16 protein-coding genes are annotated in these 16,291 nt (G+C 71.6%); 10 read left to right on the top strand and 6 right to left on the bottom strand.

Annotation, left to right across the window (positions count from 1 at the left end; all coding sequences use genetic code 11):
* Nucleotides 1-209 precede the first annotated feature (209 nt).
* Together ABZ857_RS26800 and ABZ857_RS26795 are read left to right on the top strand one after the other, a co-directional pair.
* Nucleotides 210-1,460, top strand: a complete 1,251-nt coding sequence (locus ABZ857_RS26800; protein ID WP_357047437.1) for a mannosyltransferase family protein — start codon at nucleotides 210-212, stop codon at nucleotides 1,458-1,460.
* 86 nt (nucleotides 1,461-1,546) lie between these two features.
* A complete protein-coding gene (locus tag ABZ857_RS26795) occupies nucleotides 1,547-2,464 on the top strand; it encodes an endonuclease/exonuclease/phosphatase family protein (RefSeq protein WP_357047434.1) in 918 nt (305 codons plus the stop codon).
* Here ABZ857_RS26795 and ABZ857_RS26790 read toward each other — a convergent pair.
* Entirely contained in the window at nucleotides 2,370-2,900 is a 531-nt protein-coding gene (locus ABZ857_RS26790; RefSeq protein ID WP_357047431.1) for a gamma carbonic anhydrase family protein, read from the bottom strand. The two genes, ABZ857_RS26795 and ABZ857_RS26790, sit on opposite strands and share 95 nt — an antisense overlap.
* A 151-nt stretch (nucleotides 2,901-3,051) precedes the next feature.
* Between ABZ857_RS26790 and ABZ857_RS26785 the strand changes: the two genes are divergently transcribed.
* Nucleotides 3,052-4,149, top strand: coding sequence for a hypothetical protein (locus ABZ857_RS26785; RefSeq protein ID WP_357047428.1), 1,098 nt, complete (start codon nucleotides 3,052-3,054; stop codon nucleotides 4,147-4,149).
* Nucleotides 4,150-4,264: 115 nt separating this feature from the next.
* Here the strand turns inward: ABZ857_RS26785 and ABZ857_RS26780 are convergent, their stop codons facing one another.
* A complete protein-coding gene (locus ABZ857_RS26780; protein ID WP_357047425.1) occupies nucleotides 4,265-4,477 on the bottom strand; it encodes a hypothetical protein in 213 nt (70 codons plus the stop codon).
* A 114-nt stretch (nucleotides 4,478-4,591) separates the two neighbouring features.
* A complete protein-coding gene (locus tag ABZ857_RS26775) occupies nucleotides 4,592-5,347 on the bottom strand; it encodes a GntR family transcriptional regulator (RefSeq protein WP_357047422.1) in 756 nt (251 codons plus the stop codon).
* A gap of 262 nt (nucleotides 5,348-5,609) precedes the next feature.
* Here ABZ857_RS26775 and kynU point away from each other — a divergent pair, with 262 nt between their 5' ends.
* A complete protein-coding gene (gene kynU / locus ABZ857_RS26770) occupies nucleotides 5,610-6,848 on the top strand; it encodes a kynureninase (RefSeq protein ID WP_357047419.1) in 1,239 nt (412 codons plus the stop codon).
* A 6-nt stretch (nucleotides 6,849-6,854) separates the two neighbouring features.
* On the opposite strand, the gene ABZ857_RS26765 is transcribed toward kynU, so the two are convergent.
* A complete protein-coding gene (locus tag ABZ857_RS26765) occupies nucleotides 6,855-7,274 on the bottom strand; it encodes a ClpX C4-type zinc finger protein (protein WP_357047416.1) in 420 nt (139 codons plus the stop codon).
* Between the two features lie 89 nt (nucleotides 7,275-7,363).
* Here ABZ857_RS26765 and ABZ857_RS26760 point away from each other — a divergent pair, with 89 nt between their 5' ends.
* Both ABZ857_RS26760 and ABZ857_RS26755 read left to right on the top strand, forming a co-directional pair.
* Nucleotides 7,364-7,819 carry a TIGR03668 family PPOX class F420-dependent oxidoreductase gene (locus ABZ857_RS26760; RefSeq protein ID WP_357047512.1) on the top strand — a complete coding sequence of 152 codons (456 nt, stop codon included), beginning with the start codon at nucleotides 7,364-7,366 and terminating at the stop codon, nucleotides 7,817-7,819.
* Nucleotides 7,820-7,865: 46 nt separating this feature from the next.
* Nucleotides 7,866-8,462 (top strand): putative glycolipid-binding domain-containing protein, encoded by a 597-nt coding sequence (locus tag ABZ857_RS26755; protein ID WP_357047413.1) that lies wholly within the window; start codon nucleotides 7,866-7,868, stop codon nucleotides 8,460-8,462.
* Nucleotides 8,463-8,560: 98 nt separating this feature from the next.
* Here the strand turns inward: ABZ857_RS26755 and ABZ857_RS26750 are convergent, their stop codons facing one another.
* Entirely contained in the window at nucleotides 8,561-9,409 is an 849-nt protein-coding gene (locus ABZ857_RS26750) for an isocitrate lyase/phosphoenolpyruvate mutase family protein (RefSeq protein WP_357047410.1), read from the bottom strand.
* Nucleotides 9,410-9,579: 170 nt separating this feature from the next.
* Between ABZ857_RS26750 and ABZ857_RS26745 the strand changes: the two genes are divergently transcribed.
* Both ABZ857_RS26745 and ABZ857_RS26740 read left to right on the top strand, forming a co-directional pair.
* Nucleotides 9,580-10,227, top strand: a complete 648-nt coding sequence (locus tag ABZ857_RS26745; protein WP_357047407.1) for a DsbA family protein — start codon at nucleotides 9,580-9,582, stop codon at nucleotides 10,225-10,227.
* Between the two features lie 178 nt (nucleotides 10,228-10,405).
* Complete coding sequence (locus ABZ857_RS26740; RefSeq protein ID WP_357047404.1) at nucleotides 10,406-11,533, top strand: nitronate monooxygenase; 1,128 nt, start codon at nucleotides 10,406-10,408, stop codon at nucleotides 11,531-11,533.
* 25 nt (nucleotides 11,534-11,558) lie between these two features.
* On the opposite strand, the gene ABZ857_RS26735 is transcribed toward ABZ857_RS26740, so the two are convergent.
* Nucleotides 11,559-11,858 carry a PIN domain-containing protein gene (locus ABZ857_RS26735; protein ID WP_357047509.1) on the bottom strand — a complete coding sequence of 100 codons (300 nt, stop codon included), beginning with the start codon at nucleotides 11,856-11,858 and terminating at the stop codon, nucleotides 11,559-11,561.
* A 179-nt stretch (nucleotides 11,859-12,037) separates the two neighbouring features.
* Between ABZ857_RS26735 and ABZ857_RS26730 the strand changes: the two genes are divergently transcribed.
* Together ABZ857_RS26730 and ABZ857_RS26725 are read left to right on the top strand one after the other, a co-directional pair.
* On the top strand, nucleotides 12,038-13,222 hold the full coding sequence (locus ABZ857_RS26730; RefSeq protein ID WP_357047401.1) for an ROK family protein: 1,185 nt from the start codon (nucleotides 12,038-12,040) through the stop codon (nucleotides 13,220-13,222).
* 373 nt (nucleotides 13,223-13,595) lie between these two features.
* The gene (locus ABZ857_RS26725; protein ID WP_357047398.1) at nucleotides 13,596-16,226 is read left to right on the top strand and encodes a discoidin domain-containing protein; all 2,631 of its coding nucleotides are present in this window, start codon (nucleotides 13,596-13,598) and stop codon (nucleotides 16,224-16,226) included.
* Nucleotides 16,227-16,291 lie beyond the last annotated feature (65 nt).

Here is a 16,291-nt window from a genome sequence, read left to right as displayed (position 1 = left end):
GCGGTCCCCTCGCTGGATCCGATGGTAGCTCGCCGGTCAGACAGGAGGCGGGAGCGCCCGGCGGTGGAGGCATGGTGCGGTGGGGACCGTTGGTGAAAGTTTCACGCGGCGGGGAACGCTGAGCAGCGCAAATCCGTATTTCTCGGGTTTAGTGAGTATTCCGGGGGGTGCCGACCACTTGGCATGGGCTGCCGTGGCGTATTCGATAGATGCTCGTGACGGAGATCCAGCAGGCCGGGGCCGCCCGGGAGCAGGGTGCGGACGAGGCGTCGGAGAAGATGGCGCCCGTGGACACCTCTGGCGGCACGGCGACCGGCGAGCAGACGGGGCCGCAGTCGGGCCGGAAACGCTGGGCGGTGTGGTGGCTCGGCCATTCGCCTGACCGCACGGCCCTGCTCATCTGGTTCTTCTGGCAGGTCGCCTCGTACGTCTACCTGATCCTCGCGGCGCCTGGCCGTACGGAGGACGCGATCCTCGACCGGTTCAACCGGTATGACTCCTACAACTTCATGGACATCGCGCGGTACGGCTACGACGGCCGGCCGGACGACCCGGACGCGCCGCGGCTCGTCGCGTTCTTCCCCGGGCTGCCGCTGCTGCTGCGCTCGCTGCAGGTGTTCATCCCGGACCTGAGGCTCGCCCTCGTCCTGATCTCGTTCGTCGCGACCGCCGTCGTGGCGGTGGCGCTGTCGCGGCTGAGCGAGTCGTACCGGGAGGGCAGCGGCCCCTGGGCCGTGCTGGCGTTCTTCCTCAGCCCGTTCGCGGTGTTCCTGCTCGCCGGCTACACGGAGGCGCTGTTCCTCGCACTGGCGATTCCCGCGTGGTTGCTGGCGCGCCGGGGCCGGTGGGAGGCCGCCGCCGTGTGCGCCGCCTTCGCGTCGTCCATCCGCATCTCCGGGCTCTTCCTCGCCCTCGGCCTGGTCGTGCAGTTCCTCGTCTCGCGCGACGGGCTGCGTGCCCCGAGGGGATGGCGGAACGCGCCGTGGCTGGTGCTGCCGGGCGTGCCGGTGCTGGCCTACATGATCTACCTCTGGCAGCGTACGGGCGATCTGATGGCCTGGAAGGCGGCGGAGGCGCAGTATTGGGGGCGCTATCCCGAGGCGCCCTGGAACGTGTTCATCAACACCTGGAACCGGTCGGTCAACGAGCCCGTCCTGGCGACGTCGTACCGTGAGGAGATCCTGTCGGCGATCGTGCTGGTCGTGCTGATCGTCGCGCGGCTGGTCCGGCGCAACTGGGCCGACGTCGCCTATCTGGCGCCGCAGGCGGTGGCGCTGCTCGCGATGTCGTCGTTCTACATGTCGGTCGGCCGGGCCTCGCTGCTGTGGTGGCCGCTCTACATCTCCGTGGGCGTCGTCGGCAGCCGAAGGCCCTGGGTCTTGATGGCCTACCTCGCGGTCGCCGCGCCGGTGTGGGCAATCAATGTCGGAAATTTCACCACAGGCGCCTGGGTAGGTTGATCCACCTCTGACTAGCTTCTCCATGCATGGGGGCATTTGTCGCAGGTGTGGCGGTTGTTGCGCTTGTGGTGGCCGGTCTTCCACCGATGGCCGACACCTACCGGGTGAACGTCCTCACCTACAACGTCTGCGCGGCGGGCAACAGCGCCGGCACCTGCGTACGCGACCTCACGCCCCAGCGCCGCAGGATCTGGGCCGGTCAGGTCTCCGCGCTGATCAGGTCGAGGGACGTGGACGTCGCCTCGTTCACCGAGATGTGCTACGCCCAGGTGGGCCTGCTCCGGCGCGAGCTGCCCGGCTACCGCCTGGTCTGGTACGGCTACGCCAACGGCGGCGGGCCGGGCCGCGAGGACCGGTGCCGCACGTTGTGGAGCGACCTCACCCCGGACACGGCCCCGCCGGACGGCAAGACCTTCGGGATGGCGCTGGCGCTGAAGAACGGCGCCGAGGGCCGGCCGCTGCGGCGGCTGCTGCGCGCCGACCATGCCCCGGCCACGCCCGGCGAGACGATCCACCCGCGCGGCCTGCTGTGCGCCACGGGCCGGGTCGGCCCGCGCCGCTCGGTCTGCTGCGTGACCCACATCTCCGACACCGAGACCCCGCGGCAGGTCACCGGGCTGGTGGCGAAGTACGCCGGGAACGCGCCGGTCATCCTCACCGGGGACTTCAACCGCGAGCCCGGCCACGACCAGCTCACCGAGGTGTACGGCATGGGTCTGGGCGACGGCGGCTACACCGAGGTCGACGCCGAGTGGTGCGGGGTCCCGCGTCGAGGCGGCGAGCCGACCACGCGCGGCGGCCGGAAGATCGACTACATCTTCGCGACCGAGGACGACTACCGTCCGGGCGGAGCCGAGGTCGTCAGGACCGACCCGGAGCTGTCCGACCACCTGGCGCTGGCCGGCACGCTCATCGGGACCGAACCGAGGCCGCGGCGTGACGGCGGGCCTTGGCGAGGTAGTTGTCCGGCGTACGCGCGAAGGAGGCGCGGTCGTCGTCGGTGAGCTCGCGGACGACCTTTCCCGGCACGCCCGCGACCAGCACGCCCGCCGGGACGCGGCGGCCGGGCGGCACGACGGCCCCGGCGGCGATCAGGGATCCGGCCCCGACGACCGCCCCGCCGAGCACGACCGCACCGATGCCCACGAGGGCACCGGTCTCGATGTGCGCGCCGTGCACCATCGCCCGGTGGCCGAGACTCACCCGGTCTTCCAGGATCGCCGGCTCACCGGGGTCGGCGTGCAGGCAGCACAGGTCCTGGATGTTGACCTCGGCGCCGACCTCGATCCGCTCGTCGTCGCCGCGCAGCACCGATCCGTACCAGACGTTCGCACCGCGTCCGAGCCGCACCCTCCCGACGACCACCGCCCCCGGGGCCACCCACGCCTCGGGATGGATGATCGGCGTGGCGTCGTCGTCCAGATCGGCGATGTACGGCATGGGGCCATGATCCCACGAGTCCCGCGCCGGGCCCGATACGGCTCCGGTTCCGCTGACCGCCTGAGGCGTTCAGGTTGCGATGTGCGACGGATAGCAGGAAAGTCGTGTCCTGGCTGCGTTACCGTCGTTATCTCCAACCCCAGGGTTTCTCATGACGAATCAGACCGACAACTTCCCCGACCTGATGAGTGACGACTCCTTCGAAGTCGTGATGCGTGGGTACAGCCGCAGGCAGGTCCACGACTACATGATCCGGACCCGCAACCAGATCCGGGACCTGGAGGAACGGCTCGCACGCACGATCGACCAGGCGGAGCAGAGCCGCCTGGAGCTGGCCGAGGCGCGCCGGAGGATGGCGGAGTCGCCGCAGAACCCCGACGAGCTGGGCGAGCGGCTGAGCCAGATACTCAAGCTGGCGCAGGAGGAGGCGGCGGCCAACAAGGAGGCGTCCGAGGCGGAGGCCAGGAGGCTGCGCGAGACCTCGGCGGCCGAGGCGGAACGGCTGGTGACGTCGGCACGCGAGCAGGCCGACGCGATCAGGGCCGCCGCCCAGGAGGAGGCCGAGCGCCGCGTCGCCGACGCCACCTCCACGGCGGAGCGGCTGCTGGCGCAGGCCGGCGCGGACGCGGAGGAGACGCTGGGCACGGCCCGCGCGGAGGCGGAGGAGACCCTGCGCTCCGCCCGGGCCGAGGGGGAGCGGCAGCTCACCGTCGCCCGGATGGAGTCGGAGCGGCTGCTCTCCGAGGCGCGCGGGCAGGCCGAGGCCATGCTGGCCGCGGCGCAGCAGCGGGTGAACGCGCTGGACGAGCACACCGGCCGCCGGGTGGCCTATCTCACCGACACCCACACGGAGGTCGTGCGCCGGCTCAACGAGATCGGCTCGGTGCTCGGCGACCTGATGCACCGCGAGGCCGCGGCCGGCCCCCTGATCGACGAGGCCGCCGTGCTGCCGCCCGCGCCGCAGGTGCACGCCATCGCCGCGGGCGCGCCGGACCAGTCGTACGAGCAGTCGCACGAGCCGGTCGAGGACCCGCGGCAGGCCCTGGAGGCCGCGCCGTCCGGGCCCGAGGCGCATGACGCCGCCGGTCAGGGGCGGCTGGACGGCGACGAGGACGACGCGGTCCTGATCGTGGACGACGGACGCCACGAGAACGGTCACGACGCGACGCCGTCGCCGGAGGACACCGACGTCAACCTCGGCCGTGTGCGGCGTGCCATGCCGGACGGGGATTCGGTGGCCAACAACTGAGCCCGGCCGCGCCGCTGACCGTGTGGTCGTGTGCAGACCGGCCCGCCCTCGGACGGAGCATGTGAGGACTGGTAGCGGAAGCCCCCGCCCCCGATCGGGTCGGGGGCTTCCGCGCTCATGGATCGGCGGCGCGGGCCTCCTGCTCGCGCAACAGCTCACGCAGCCCGTCGGGCTCGTCGGCGTCGATGGTCATCGCGCATCCCGCCGCCCGCTGCGCAGAGGTGAGCGGATGGTGCCGGGTCGCCCACCACCGGCCCGCGTCACTCCGCCAGATCGTCCACTTGGGAAACTCCCGGGCGATCTCGGCGAGGCGTCGGTCCAAGGACATCCGTACACCTTCCCTCGCCGTATGCCCGGTGCTCTTGACGTCTCCTCCTCAAGGTGCGGGACATCTCTAGAGAAATCAATGATCGGGATGGTCAGGTCAACGTTGCCTCTTGACCTAGGCGTCGAAGTCGTACTGGAGTACATACGACGCCGCGTCCAGGACCATCTCGTTGACCTCGACCGGCACGCCCCCTTCCGCGAAGGCGACCCGGGTGACGGAGATCACCGGTGTGCCGGCCGGAAGGCTCAGCGACTCGGCCTCCCCGGGCAGCGGCATCCGCGCCCGCACCTCCTCGCTGAAGTGGACGGGAGGCCGGCCGAGCTCGCCCAGCCGGGCGTACACCCCGCCGGGGCCGGTGTCGGGCAGGACGACCGCCGTGCCCTCCACGAGATCGGCGGGAAAGCAGGAGGCCGCGAGCTGCACCGGACGGCCGTCCACCGAGTAGCGGCGCCGGCGCACCCACACCTCGTCCGTGCCGAGCACGCGGGCGACCTGCTCGCTCGCCGGCTCGCGCAGGATCCTCACCTCGTCCACCACGTACGAGCGGCCCCGGGTGTCGGAGTCCCAGATGGCCAGGCCCTGGGCCCACTGCTCCCGGGAGAGCCGGCGGGACCCGTGGCGGCGGATGGGGCGGAACAGCCGCACGTAGACGCCCGATCCCCGCTTCGGCACGGCGAGCCCTTCGTTGATCAGCACGGCGAGCGCCTGCCGTGCGGTGGCCCGTGCGACGCCGTGCTCCTTCATGAGCGCGTTCTCGCCCGGTAGCCGGTCGCCGTCACCGAGTGCTCCGGACAGGATCTGATCGCGCAGCCGGTCGGCGATGCGGCGATAGATCGGGGACTCGTGATGCACCGACGGGGATTCCGTCACGTTTGATCACCCTCTGTCACCAACGGGGGTTTGGCGTCTCCAGAGAACTTGCCCCGTCTTGTCCACGATCGCACAGAGTCTTGGGTGCGTCTTGTGCTTACTTTGAGCTGATCGTGCCGGTGTGGCGATCTCTGGGGGTTATAGCCGTCCGCTACCGTGGAACGGTCCCTTCCGCTATTGCCGGCGCCGGGAACGCTCCGTCATCACGACCACGACAAGATCGGATATTTCGGTACATAATGCGGTGACGAAGGAGTTGCCGATGGTTCTCAGCCGTGCCGAATGCCAGGACCTCGACGCCAAGGACCCGCTCCGGGAGTTCCGGGACGAGTTCTCGCTGCCTCCCGGGGTCGTCTACCTGCTGGGCAACTCGCTCGGCGCGCTGCCCAGGCGTACGCCGGAACGGGTGGCCCACACGGTCGAGACGGAGTGGGGGGTGCATCTCGGCGCGAGCTGGAACACGGCCGGCTGGTGGGACATGCCGCAGAGCACCGGCGACCGCATCGCGCCGCTGATCGGCGCGCGCCCCGGCGACGTGCTGGCCGGCGACTCCACCTCGGTGAACATCTTCAAGGTGGTCACGGCCGCCCTCCCGCTGCGTCCCGGCCGCCGTGTGATCGTCTCTGACCTGGACAACTTCCCCACCGACCGGTACGTCGTGGAGGGCGCCGCCCGGGCGCTCGGCGCGTACGAGATCCGGGACATCGGCGAGGGCGGCGGTTCGCTGGAGGACGCCCTCGGCGAGGACGTCGCGCTCGTGTTGCTGTCACACGTGGACTACCGGACCGGCGCGGCCAGGGACATGGCGGCGGTGACGGAGCGGGTCCGGGCGGCCGGCTCGCTCATGGTCTGGGACCTGTGCCACAGCGCCGGTGCGCTGCCCGTGCGGGTGGGCGAGGCGGACTTCGCCGTCGGCTGCACCTACAAGTACCTGAACGGCGGGCCCGGCGCCCCGGCCTACCTGTACGTCGCGCCGCGTCACCAGGACGCCGTCCACAACGTGCTGTCGGGCTGGCACGGCCACGCCGCGCCCTTCGACTTCGAACCGCACTACCGCCCCGCGCCCGGCGTGCGCCGATTCGCCACGGGCAGCCCGCCGATCCTGTCGTACGCCGCGCTGAACGCGTCCCTCGACATCTGGGAGCGGGTGGACCTGAACGAGGTCAGAGCCAAGAGCGTGGCCCTGACCTCGCTGTTCATCGACCTGCTCGACGAACTCGTCGACCCGGGGCTCGGGCTGACCCTGGCCACCCCGCGCGACCCGGAGCGGCGGGGAAGCCAGGTCAGCTACCTTCACCCGCAGGGTTACCCCGTGGTGCGCGCGCTCGCGGACCGGGGGGTGGTGGGCGACTACCGCGAGCCGGACTTCGTCCGTTTCGGCTTCGCCCCGCTGTACCTGCGCCACGTCGACGTCTACGACGCGGCGACGGCGCTGGCCGAGGTGCTCGGCGAGGAGCTGTGGCGGGACGAGCGCTACGCGCGGCGGCTCACCGTCACCTGACGTGCGTCAACGGCCGCGGCGGGCCAGCCCGGCGACGATGTCTCCGGCCAGTGCCACGCAGCGGTCGCAGATGCGCCCGCCCTCGCCGTGGACCATGTGGACGCGCGGACCCGGCGGCCTGCGGCAGAAGGAGCAGGCGGCGTCGCGCTTCATGCGGCGGTTGACCAGGTGCCGGTGGGCGAAGGCGGGCGTGAAGCGCCTGCGCGTGCTCCGCCTGATGTACCAGAACCGCTCACCGATGGCGGTCCAGGACGTGCCGGCCTCACGGGCCCGGCACACCGCGAGATCGAGCAGGGCGTCCACCTCGCCGCCCGGTTCGCCGGGCAGTTCCCGGCACAGGGCGATCACGGCGGACAGGATTTCCAGGGGGTCTTCGGGGTCGGATGCGCGCGAGCGGGCCCGCTCGAGTAACTCAGATGCCTCCATGGCGGACACCATAGGCCGCCGTACAAAGACGATCAAGCGCGCTGCGGGCGCGACCGGAGGCTCACTGTGCGTAGGCTGGGCCGGTGAGAATGCCCGAGGAACGGGCCCGGGAGCTGTTCGCGGCGGCCCGGGTGGCCCGCCTCGCGACCGCCGGCGCCGGGGGTGCGCCGCGGCTCGTCCCGGTCACGTTCGCCGTGCTGCGGGACGGCGAGAAGGGCACCGTGGTGACGGCGGTGGACCACAAGCCGAAGGCCGGCACCGACCTGCGGCGGCTGCGCGACATCCACGACAATCCCCGCGTCTGCCTGCTGGCCGACCACTACGAGGACGACTGGGAACGGCTGTGGTGGGTGCGCGCCGACGGGCACGCCCGCGTCGTGGAGGGCGGCGCCGAGCGCGAGCGGGCCGTGACGTGCCTGGTGCGCAAGTACGCCCAGTATCGCGAGCGTCCCCCGGCCGGGCCCGCGATCCTCGTCCTGGTCGAGCGCTGGTCGGGCTGGTCGTACGCGCCGGAGCCGGGCCCGCCGCCCGGCGAGAGACAGTAGGCCGGGCGGCTGGCATGGGCGCGGCCGGGTGTGACACCGTGCGTCCATGCCGCATCGCACGCCGCCGCGTCGCACGCCGCCTGTCACCGCTGCCTGGCAGCACCGCGGGTCCCGCGACGGCTTCGAGGTCGCGTACTTCCGTTCCCTGCCCGACGGCTACCGCCTCGACGGCCGCGTGACGGCGGTCGAGAACGGCCACACCTGGGCTGTCGACTACACCATCACGGTAGACACGGCGTGGACCACACGCAGCGCGGAGATCACCGGTCGATCGACCGCCGGGACCCGGCACGTCCTGCTCGGCGCCGACGGCGCCGGGCACTGGCGCGTCGGCGGCGAAGCCGCGCCGCACCTGGACGGCTGCCTCGACGTCGATCTCGAGGCTTCCGCTCTGACCAACGCCCTGCCCGTACGCCGGCTGGCCCTCGGCGTCGGCGGCCGGGCCGCCGCGCCCGCCGCTTACGTACGTGCCCTCGATCTGACCGTCGAACGGCTGGAGCAACACTACGTGCGCATCGCCGACGAATCGTCCCACCAGCGCTATCGGTACGACGCTCCCGCCTTCGACTTCGAATGCGTCCTCGCCTACGACGAGTTCGGGCTGGTGCTCGACTACCCCGGAATCGCGGTGCGAAGGGCCTGACACCTGCCCTGCGGCGCACCTCGCCCAGATGATCACGATCGGGGTGCGCCTTCATGACGCCGCCGGGCCCCGGCCGCCGCGCGAGGGCCGGGCGGAAATCAGGCGGGCGGGAAGGGGTCGTCGCCCCGGGCGATCGCGTCGAGCATGCGGGCCGTGAACGCTTGGGCCGCGCGGTGGATGCCGGGGCCGAAGCTGACCCTGGCCACGCCGAGGGCCGCGAGGTCGCGGATGGCCGGGACGCCGGGCCGGAACAGCACGTTGATCGGGCCGCCGATCTCCCGCGCGAGGGCGCCGATCACCTCGGGATCGCTCGCGAGGATCGGGTAGACGCAGTCGGCGCCGGCCTTGAGGTAGCGGCCGCCCCGGTCGAGCGCCTCCGCGAGCCGCTCACCGGGGGTCCCCGAGCCGTGGATGAACGTGTCCACGCGGGCGTTGATCACGAGGTCGGTCCCGGCCTCGGCCACCGCCGCCCGTACGGCGGCCAGGAAGTCCGCCTGCTCACCGGCGTCGATCAGCGCCCCGGTCGCCGGGTCGGAGTCCTCCAGGTTGCAGCCCACGGCGCCCGCCTCGGCGAGCCGTTCGACGAGTTCGGCGGGCGCCAGGCCGTAGCCGCGCTCGACGTCGGCGGTGACGGGGACGGCCACGGCCCGGGTGATGCGGGCCACGGCCGCGAACATCTCGTCCACGGGCGTGTCCTGCCCGTCCTCGTAGCCCAGGGCGGCGGCGACGGACGCGCTGCCGGTGGCGACGGCGGGGAATCCCGCCGCCTCGACGGCGCGCGCCGACGCGGCGTCCCAGGCGTTGGGCAGCACGACGGGGTCGCCGGGCACGTGGAGCGCCCGCAGGGCCATGGCCCCCTCGCGGATCGCGGCCCCCTCGCGGATCGTGGCCTTCTCGTGGGTCGTGGCCTTCTCGTGGGTCGCCGGCTTCTCATGGGTCTCAGCCATGAGCACACCCTAGAGAGCCGGGCCGGTAAGAACGCCACCGATCAACCGGCAATGAGGGGAAACCGCACGGGCTTTTAGGGGGTGAGTCCGGTGATGTGGCCGCCCTGCCGTTGGATACGCTCGCGAAACCGGCCCCCCGATCCCCAGACCCCATTCGTCAGGAGAGTTTCATGAGCGAGATCGACAGCGCCGCCGACCAGGCCGGGGCGGACAGCCGTCCCCGAGTGGACTTCTACTTCGACCCCGTCTGCCCCTTCGCGTGGGTCACCTCGCGGTGGATCCTGGAGGTCGAGAAGCAGCGCGACATCGACCTGCGGTTCCGGGTGATGAGTCTTTCCGTGCTGAACGAGAACAAGAAGGACCTGTCCGACTTCTATCGCGAGGCGGTGCCCAGGTGGCGCGGCCCGGTCCGGGTGTGCATCGCCGCCGCGCAGCACCACGGCGAGGGCGTGCTGCGCGACCTGTACACCGCGATGGGCACCCGCATCCACAACCAGGACAACAAGGACTACGGGGTCGTGGCCAAGGAGGCGCTCGCCGAGGTCGGGCTGCCGGTCGAGCTGGCCGACGCCGCCGGCACCGACGAGTACGACGAGGCCCTGCGCCGGATGCACCACGAGGGCATGGACCCGGTCGGCGACGAGGTGGGCACCCCCACGATCCACATCGACGGCGTGGCGTTCTTCGGCCCGGTGATGACCCGCATCCCCCGGGGCGAGGAGGCGGCCCGCATCTTCGACGGCGCCCTCGCAATGGCGAAGTTCCCCTACTTCTACGAGATCAAGCGCAGCCGCACCACCGACCCCGAATTCGACTGACCGGCGAACTCGAACTGACCGGCGAACTCGAACTGACCGGCGCCTCTCACCTCGGCGGCTCCTCCGGGGGTCGCCGGGGCGCCTGGTCCGGTTGTTCGACCCCGTCGAGCACACGGGGGCCGCCGGAGCGCTCGTCGACCGCGTTCTACGCTGCTGTCGAGACGATTGAGGAGGTCCCGTGAGCGGTCGCGTCCTTCCCTTCGGGCCGTCGAGCCCGATCATCCAGGCACCCATGGCGGGCGGCGGATCCACCCCGGCCCTGGCGGCGGCGGTGTCCCGGGCGGGTGGCCTCGGGTTCCTCGCGGCGGGCTACCGTACGGCGCAGGACGTACGCCGCGAGATCGCGGCGGTGCGGGAGCGGACGGACCGGCCGTTCGGCGTGAGCGTCTTCGTCCCCAGTGTCTTCGTTCCCAGTGTCTTCGTTCCCAGTGTCTCCGTCCCCGGCGTCTCCGTCCCCGGTTCCGAGGTCGTCCCGGAGGAGCCGGGTGACGCCGCGGCGGTGGCCCGGTATCGCGACGAGCTCGCCCCCGAGGCCGAGCGGTACGGCGTGACGCTGCCCGAGGCGCCCGCATGGGACGACGACGAGTGGGACGCCAAGATCGACCTGCTGGTGGACGAACGGGTGCCGGTGGCCGGTTTCACCTTCGGCTGCCCGCCGCCCGAGGTGACGGCCCGCCTCCACGACGCCGGGAGCATCATCATGATCATGGTGAACACCCCGTGGGAGGCGGTCGCGGCGGCCGAGGCCGGAGCCGACGCCGTGATCGTCCAGGGCCCCGGCGCGGGCGGGCACCAGGCGGCCTTCCTGCCCCCGCCGCCCTCCTGGGAGGCGCCGGACGACCTGCCGGAACTCGTGGCGCTCGTGCGTGAGGCGACCGCCGTGCCGCTCGTGGCCGCCGGGGGGATCATGGACGGCGCGGACGTCGCCGCCGTCCTCGCCGCGGGCGCGGTCGCCGCGCAACTGGGCACCGCGTTCCTGCGCACCCCCGAGAGCGGGGCGCACCCCGTGCACAAGGCCGCCCTCGCCGATCCCCGGTTCACCCGCACCGCGTTCACCCGGGCCTTCTCCGGACGTACGGCACGCGGCCTGGCCAACCGGTTCATGGCGCAACACGAGGCGTCGGCGCCGTCGTGCTACCCCCAGGTGCACCACCTGACGAAGGGCCTGCGCCGGGCGGCGGCGGAGCACGGCGACCCCGAGGCGATGGCCCTGTGGTGCGGCCGGGGATACCGCCGCTGCCGCGACCTCCCCGCAGCCGCCCTCGTCGAGGCCCTCATGAAGGAACTCGCGACCGCCCGCGCCTGACCGCCACCCCGGGCGCTCCTCGCGCTCAGCGCGACACGACCTGCGCCCGCACCCCAGGCAGATCGTCGAAGGCCGCGGACGAGTCCATCGTGACCACGGTCCGGGCGGTGGCCGCCGCGGTCGCCGCGATCAGCAGGTCGTAGGCGCCGCGCGTCTTGCCCTCGCGCCGCAGGTGTGCCATCAGTCGCGCATGGACTCTGGCGACGTCGGTCGTGTACTCCTCGACGGGGATCAGCGCGAGGACCTGGTCCACGAACGCCTGCCGGGCCGGACGTCGTGCCGGATCGGCCAGTTCCACGCCGACGAGCAACTCGGCGACGGTGATCGCGGCGACGGCAGAAGGAGGCGTGTGGCCGTTCGTTCAAGGTCGGAAGAAGGCGAGGACGATACGGCGGCTTAATGGGCGGGTAACCCGGAGATGCGACGGTGAAGGGGCCGACGGAGGGCGCAGACGCTTGTTTTCGCCTCTGAACTAAGATGACCGTGTCGACGGGGAGGGTGGTCATGGCGAGGCCTCAGCGCAGGACGGTACGGGACATCCGCAGAGGCAACCGGGCCGTGTTGCTGCGCGCGCTCTACTTCTCCGGCCCGACCAGCCGCAACGACCTCACCGCGCGCACCGGCCTGAGCGCCGCCACGGTCAGCACGATGACCGCCGACCTGCTGGGCGAGAACATCGTCGTCGAGGCGGGCCAGGTGGAGTCCGACGGCGGCCGGCCCCGGGTGCTGCTGCGGGTCAATCCCGAATACGGCTTCGCGGTGGGCGTCGACGTGGCCGAGACGCACGTCCGGGTGGGGTTGTTCGACCTGGAGATGACCGAGCGGGCCAAGGTGGACTACATGCTGCGGCCGGCCCGCCACGACCCCGAGCTGGTCGCCCGGCACATCCTCGCGGGGGTCGAGGTCGTGCTGTCGGACGCGGGCGTGTCCCCCGAGCAGGTGCTCGGCATCGGCGTGGGGGTTCCCGGCATCGTCGAGCCGGGCGCCGACGGCGTCATCCACGCCAAGACCTTCGGCTGGGACGGCGTTCCGCTTGGAGCGCTCCTGCGCCGCGGCACCTCGCTCCCGCTGTACGTGGACAACGGCGCCAAGACGATGGGCCAGGCCGAGTTGTGGTTCGGCTCGGGCCGGGGCGCGTCGGACGCGGTCATCGTGCTGCTCGGTGTGGGGGTGGGCGCGACCATCGTGGCCGACGGCACCACGTTCCGCGGGGTCAGCAGCAGCGCGGGCGAGTGGGGCCACACGAAGATCGTGGCGAACGGGCGGCCCTGCCGCTGCGGCGGACGCGGCTGCCTGGAGGCGTACGTCGGGATCGAGGCCATCCTCGACCGGGCGGGCGTCACCTCGCGGGGCGACTGGGAGGAGGACCTCGCCGGCGTGCTGGCGTCGAAGTCCCCGGTGGTGGAGGAGACCGTCACCTACCTGGGGGTCGGCCTGGCCAACCTGGTCAACCTGATCAACCCCGAGAAGATCGTGATCGGCGGCTGGGTGGGGGTCCAGCTCGGCGAGAGCCTGCTGCCCGACATCCGCCGCGCCACCGCGGCCAACTCGCTGGCCGAGCCGTACGCCGCGACGTCGATCGTCCTGGGCCGCCTCGGTCCCGACGCGGTCGCGCTGGGGGCCGCCACGCTGGTCCTGGAGGAGTTCCTGAACGCGCCGCAGGTCGCCAGGATCACCGCCGCCGGCTGACGACACGGCAAGCCGCGCGGAAGGACCCCGCACGTGACCGGTGGCGACGGACGTGCTCGACATTGGTCTCCCTGTGCGGGTGAAGACCGATTCGCGCCCGCGGGCCGAAGCGTCCCTGGCGGCGCCGCGTACAGAGGGGGAGGGCGCGGTGACCGCGGGGGTGACCGGCGGGCGGCGAATCGGTCGGGTTTCCAGGTCCTGGGAGAGCGCTCTCCCAAGAGAGTACCACCACTGTCGCAGAAACGGTCAACGGATATTTCTGGGCGTGAACTAAGCCTTGACATAAGCGGAGCGGCGGGCGCACGCTCGGTCCGCTGGACCTCTCTCATCCCCCGAACCCTCGCCCGAGGGGCTCCGCACCAAGGAGACGTGCATGCCTCCCTCCTCCCCGCCTCACCCGGCGCACAGACGACCGCGCCGGCGGCGCAGACGTTCCGGCCTGGTCGCCGCCGGGCTCGTCGCGCTGTCGACCTTCGCGGCCGTGACCGGCGTCGTCCCCAACACCTACAGCGCCGCGGCGGCGGCCTGCGGCACGACCAACGTCGCGCAGGGCAGGCCGTCGTCGGCCTCCTCGACCGAGAACGCCGCGTCCCCGGCGTCGGCCGCGTTCGACGGCGACACCGGCACCCGGTGGTCGAGCGCGTTCAGCGATCCGCAGTGGATCCAGGTGGACCTGGGCAGCTCGCAGCAGATCTGCAAGGTGGTCCTGAACTGGGAGGCCGCCTACGCCCAGACGTTCAAGATCCAGGTCTCGCCGGACGGTTCGTCCTGGTCGGACGCGACCGCGACGGTGAACGGCGTGAGCGGGACGCAGTCGCTCGACCTGACGGCGACCGGCCGGTACGTGCGGATGTACGGCCTCACCCGGGCCACGGCGTACGGTTACTCGCTCTGGGAGTTCGCCGTCAACGTCGCCTCCGGTGGCGGGACCACCTGCGGCACGACCAACGTCGCGCAGGGCAGGCCGTCGTCGGCCTCCTCGACCGAGAACGCCGCGTCCCCGGCGTCGGCCGCGTTCGACGGCAACGCCGGCACCCGGTGGTCGAGCGCGTTCAGCGATCCGCAGTGGATCCAGGTGGACCTGGGCAGCTCGCAGCAGATCTGCAAGGTGGTCCTGAACTGGGAGGCCGCCTACGCCCAGACGTTCAAGATCCAGGTCTCGCCGGACGGTTCGTCCTGGTCGGACGCGACCGCGACGGTGAACGGCGTGAGCGGGACGCAGTCGCTCGACCTGACGGCGACCGGCCGGTACGTGCGGATGTACGGCCTCACCCGGGCCACGGGGTACGGTTACTCGCTCTGGGAGTTCGCCGTCAACACCACCGGCGGCGACGACGGCGGACCCAACCTCCCGGGCGGCGGCGACCTCGGGCCGAACGTGAAGGTCTTCGACCCGTCGATGTCGAGCGCGAGCATCCAGAGCACGCTCGACACCATCTTCAAGCAGCAGGAGTCGAACCAGTTCGGCAGCCAGCGCTACGCGCTGCTGTTCAAGCCGGGCACCTACAGTGGCCTCAACGCCCAGATCGGCTTCTACACCTCGATCGCCGGTCTCGGCCAGTCGCCCGACAACGTCACGATCAACGGTGACATCACCGTCGACGCCGGGTGGTTCAATGGCAACGCCACCCAGAACTTCTGGCGGTCGGCGGAGAACCTGGCCGTCGTCCCGGTCAACGGCACCGACCGCTGGGCCGTGGCCCAGGCCGCGCCGTTCCGGCGGATCCACGTGCGCGGCGGGCTGAACCTCGCCCCCAACGGGTACGGCTGGGCCAGCGGCGGCTACATCGCCGACAGCAAGATCGACGGCACCGTCGGCCCGTACTCCCAGCAGCAGTGGTTCACCCGCGACAGCACCATCGGCGGCTGGACCAACGGCGTCTGGAACATGGTGTTCTCCGGCGTCGTCGGCGCTCCGGCGCAGAGCTTCCCGAACCCGCCGTACACGACGCTCGCGACCAGTCCCGTCACCCGGGAGAAGCCGTACCTGTACGTGGACTCGGGCGGCGCCTACCGCGTGTTCGTCCCGTCCCTGCGGACGAACTCGAGCGGCGTGAGCTGGGCGAACGGCGCGACGCCGGGCACCTCGATCCCGCTGACGCAGTTCTACGTCGCCAAGCCGTCCGACAGCGCCGCCACGCTCAACCGGGCGCTGAGCCAGGGCCTGAACCTGCTGTTCACGCCCGGCGTCTACCACCTCAACCAGACGCTCAACGTTACCCGGGCCGACACGGTGGTCCTCGGGCTCGGCTACGCCACGCTGATCCCGGACAACGGGGTCGTCGCGATGAGCGTCGCGGACGTCGACGGCGTGAAGATCGCCGGCCTGCTCTTCGACGCCGGCACGGTCAACTCGCCGGTGCTGCTGCGGGTCGGTCCCGACGGCGCCTCGGCGAGCCACGCCGCCAACCCCACCTCGATCCAGGACGTGTTCTTCCGGATCGGCGGGGCGGGACCCGGCTCGGCCACGACCAGCGTGGTGGTGAACAGCGACAACACGCTCATCGACCACATCTGGGCATGGCGGGCCGATCACGGCGCGGGCGTGGGCTGGAACACCAACCCGGCCGACACCGGTCTGATCGTCAACGGCGACAACGTGACGGCGTACGGCCTGTTCGTCGAGCACTACAAGAAGTACGAGGTGATCTGGAACGGCCAGGGCGGCAAGACGATCTTCTTCCAGAACGAGCTGCCCTACGACCCGCCCAACCAGGCGTCCTGGATGAACGGCTCGACCCGGGGCTACGCCGCCTACAAGGTGGCCGACGGCGTGACCAGCCACGAGGCCTGGGGCATGGGCAGCTACTGCAACTTCAGCACCGACCCCTCGATCGTGGCCGAGCGCGGCTTCGAGGCCCCCAACAGGCCGGGCGTGAAGTTCCACGACCTGCTCACGGTGTCACTGGGCGGCGTGGGCACGATCGCCCACGTCATCAACGACACGGGCGGCCCGGCCCAGGGCACGGCCACCGTTCCGGTCAACGTCGTCAGCTACCCCTGACAGCCGGGCGCGGGGGGGGGGGCGGGGCCACCCCCCCCCCCCCGCGCACAAAGACATAAGCGCGG

The organism is Microbispora sp. NPDC046933 (assembly GCF_040644635.1).
Classification (GTDB): domain Bacteria; phylum Actinomycetota; class Actinomycetes; order Streptosporangiales; family Streptosporangiaceae; genus Microbispora.
This window is presented reverse-complemented; position numbering and strand designations above follow the sequence as displayed.

What these genes read in the sequence shown, in the direction of transcription:
- ABZ857_RS26800 (WP_357047437.1), top strand. Translation starts at nt 210, where the DNA reads ATGCTCGTGACGGAGATCCAGCAGGCCGGGGCCGCCCGGGAGCAGGGT.
- ABZ857_RS26795 (WP_357047434.1), top strand. Translation starts at nt 1,547, where the DNA reads ATGGCCGACACCTACCGGGTGAACGTCCTCACCTACAACGTCTGCGCG.
- ABZ857_RS26790 (WP_357047431.1), bottom strand. Translation starts at nt 2,900, where the DNA reads ATGCCGTACATCGCCGATCTGGACGACGACGCCACGCCGATCATCCAT.
- ABZ857_RS26785 (WP_357047428.1), top strand. Translation starts at nt 3,052, where the DNA reads ATGACGAATCAGACCGACAACTTCCCCGACCTGATGAGTGACGACTCC.
- ABZ857_RS26780 (WP_357047425.1), bottom strand. Translation starts at nt 4,477, where the DNA reads ATGTCCTTGGACCGACGCCTCGCCGAGATCGCCCGGGAGTTTCCCAAG.
- kynU (WP_357047419.1), top strand. Translation starts at nt 5,610, where the DNA reads ATGGTTCTCAGCCGTGCCGAATGCCAGGACCTCGACGCCAAGGACCCG.
- ABZ857_RS26765 (WP_357047416.1), bottom strand. Translation starts at nt 7,274, where the DNA reads ATGGAGGCATCTGAGTTACTCGAGCGGGCCCGCTCGCGCGCATCCGAC.
- ABZ857_RS26760 (WP_357047512.1), top strand. Translation starts at nt 7,364, where the DNA reads ATGCCCGAGGAACGGGCCCGGGAGCTGTTCGCGGCGGCCCGGGTGGCC.
- ABZ857_RS26755 (WP_357047413.1), top strand. Translation starts at nt 7,866, where the DNA reads ATGCCGCATCGCACGCCGCCGCGTCGCACGCCGCCTGTCACCGCTGCC.
- ABZ857_RS26750 (WP_357047410.1), bottom strand. Translation starts at nt 9,409, where the DNA reads ATGGCTGAGACCCATGAGAAGCCGGCGACCCACGAGAAGGCCACGACC.
- ABZ857_RS26745 (WP_357047407.1), top strand. Translation starts at nt 9,580, where the DNA reads ATGAGCGAGATCGACAGCGCCGCCGACCAGGCCGGGGCGGACAGCCGT.
- ABZ857_RS26730 (WP_357047401.1), top strand. Translation starts at nt 12,038, where the DNA reads ATGGCGAGGCCTCAGCGCAGGACGGTACGGGACATCCGCAGAGGCAAC.
- ABZ857_RS26725 (WP_357047398.1), top strand. Translation starts at nt 13,596, where the DNA reads ATGCCTCCCTCCTCCCCGCCTCACCCGGCGCACAGACGACCGCGCCGG.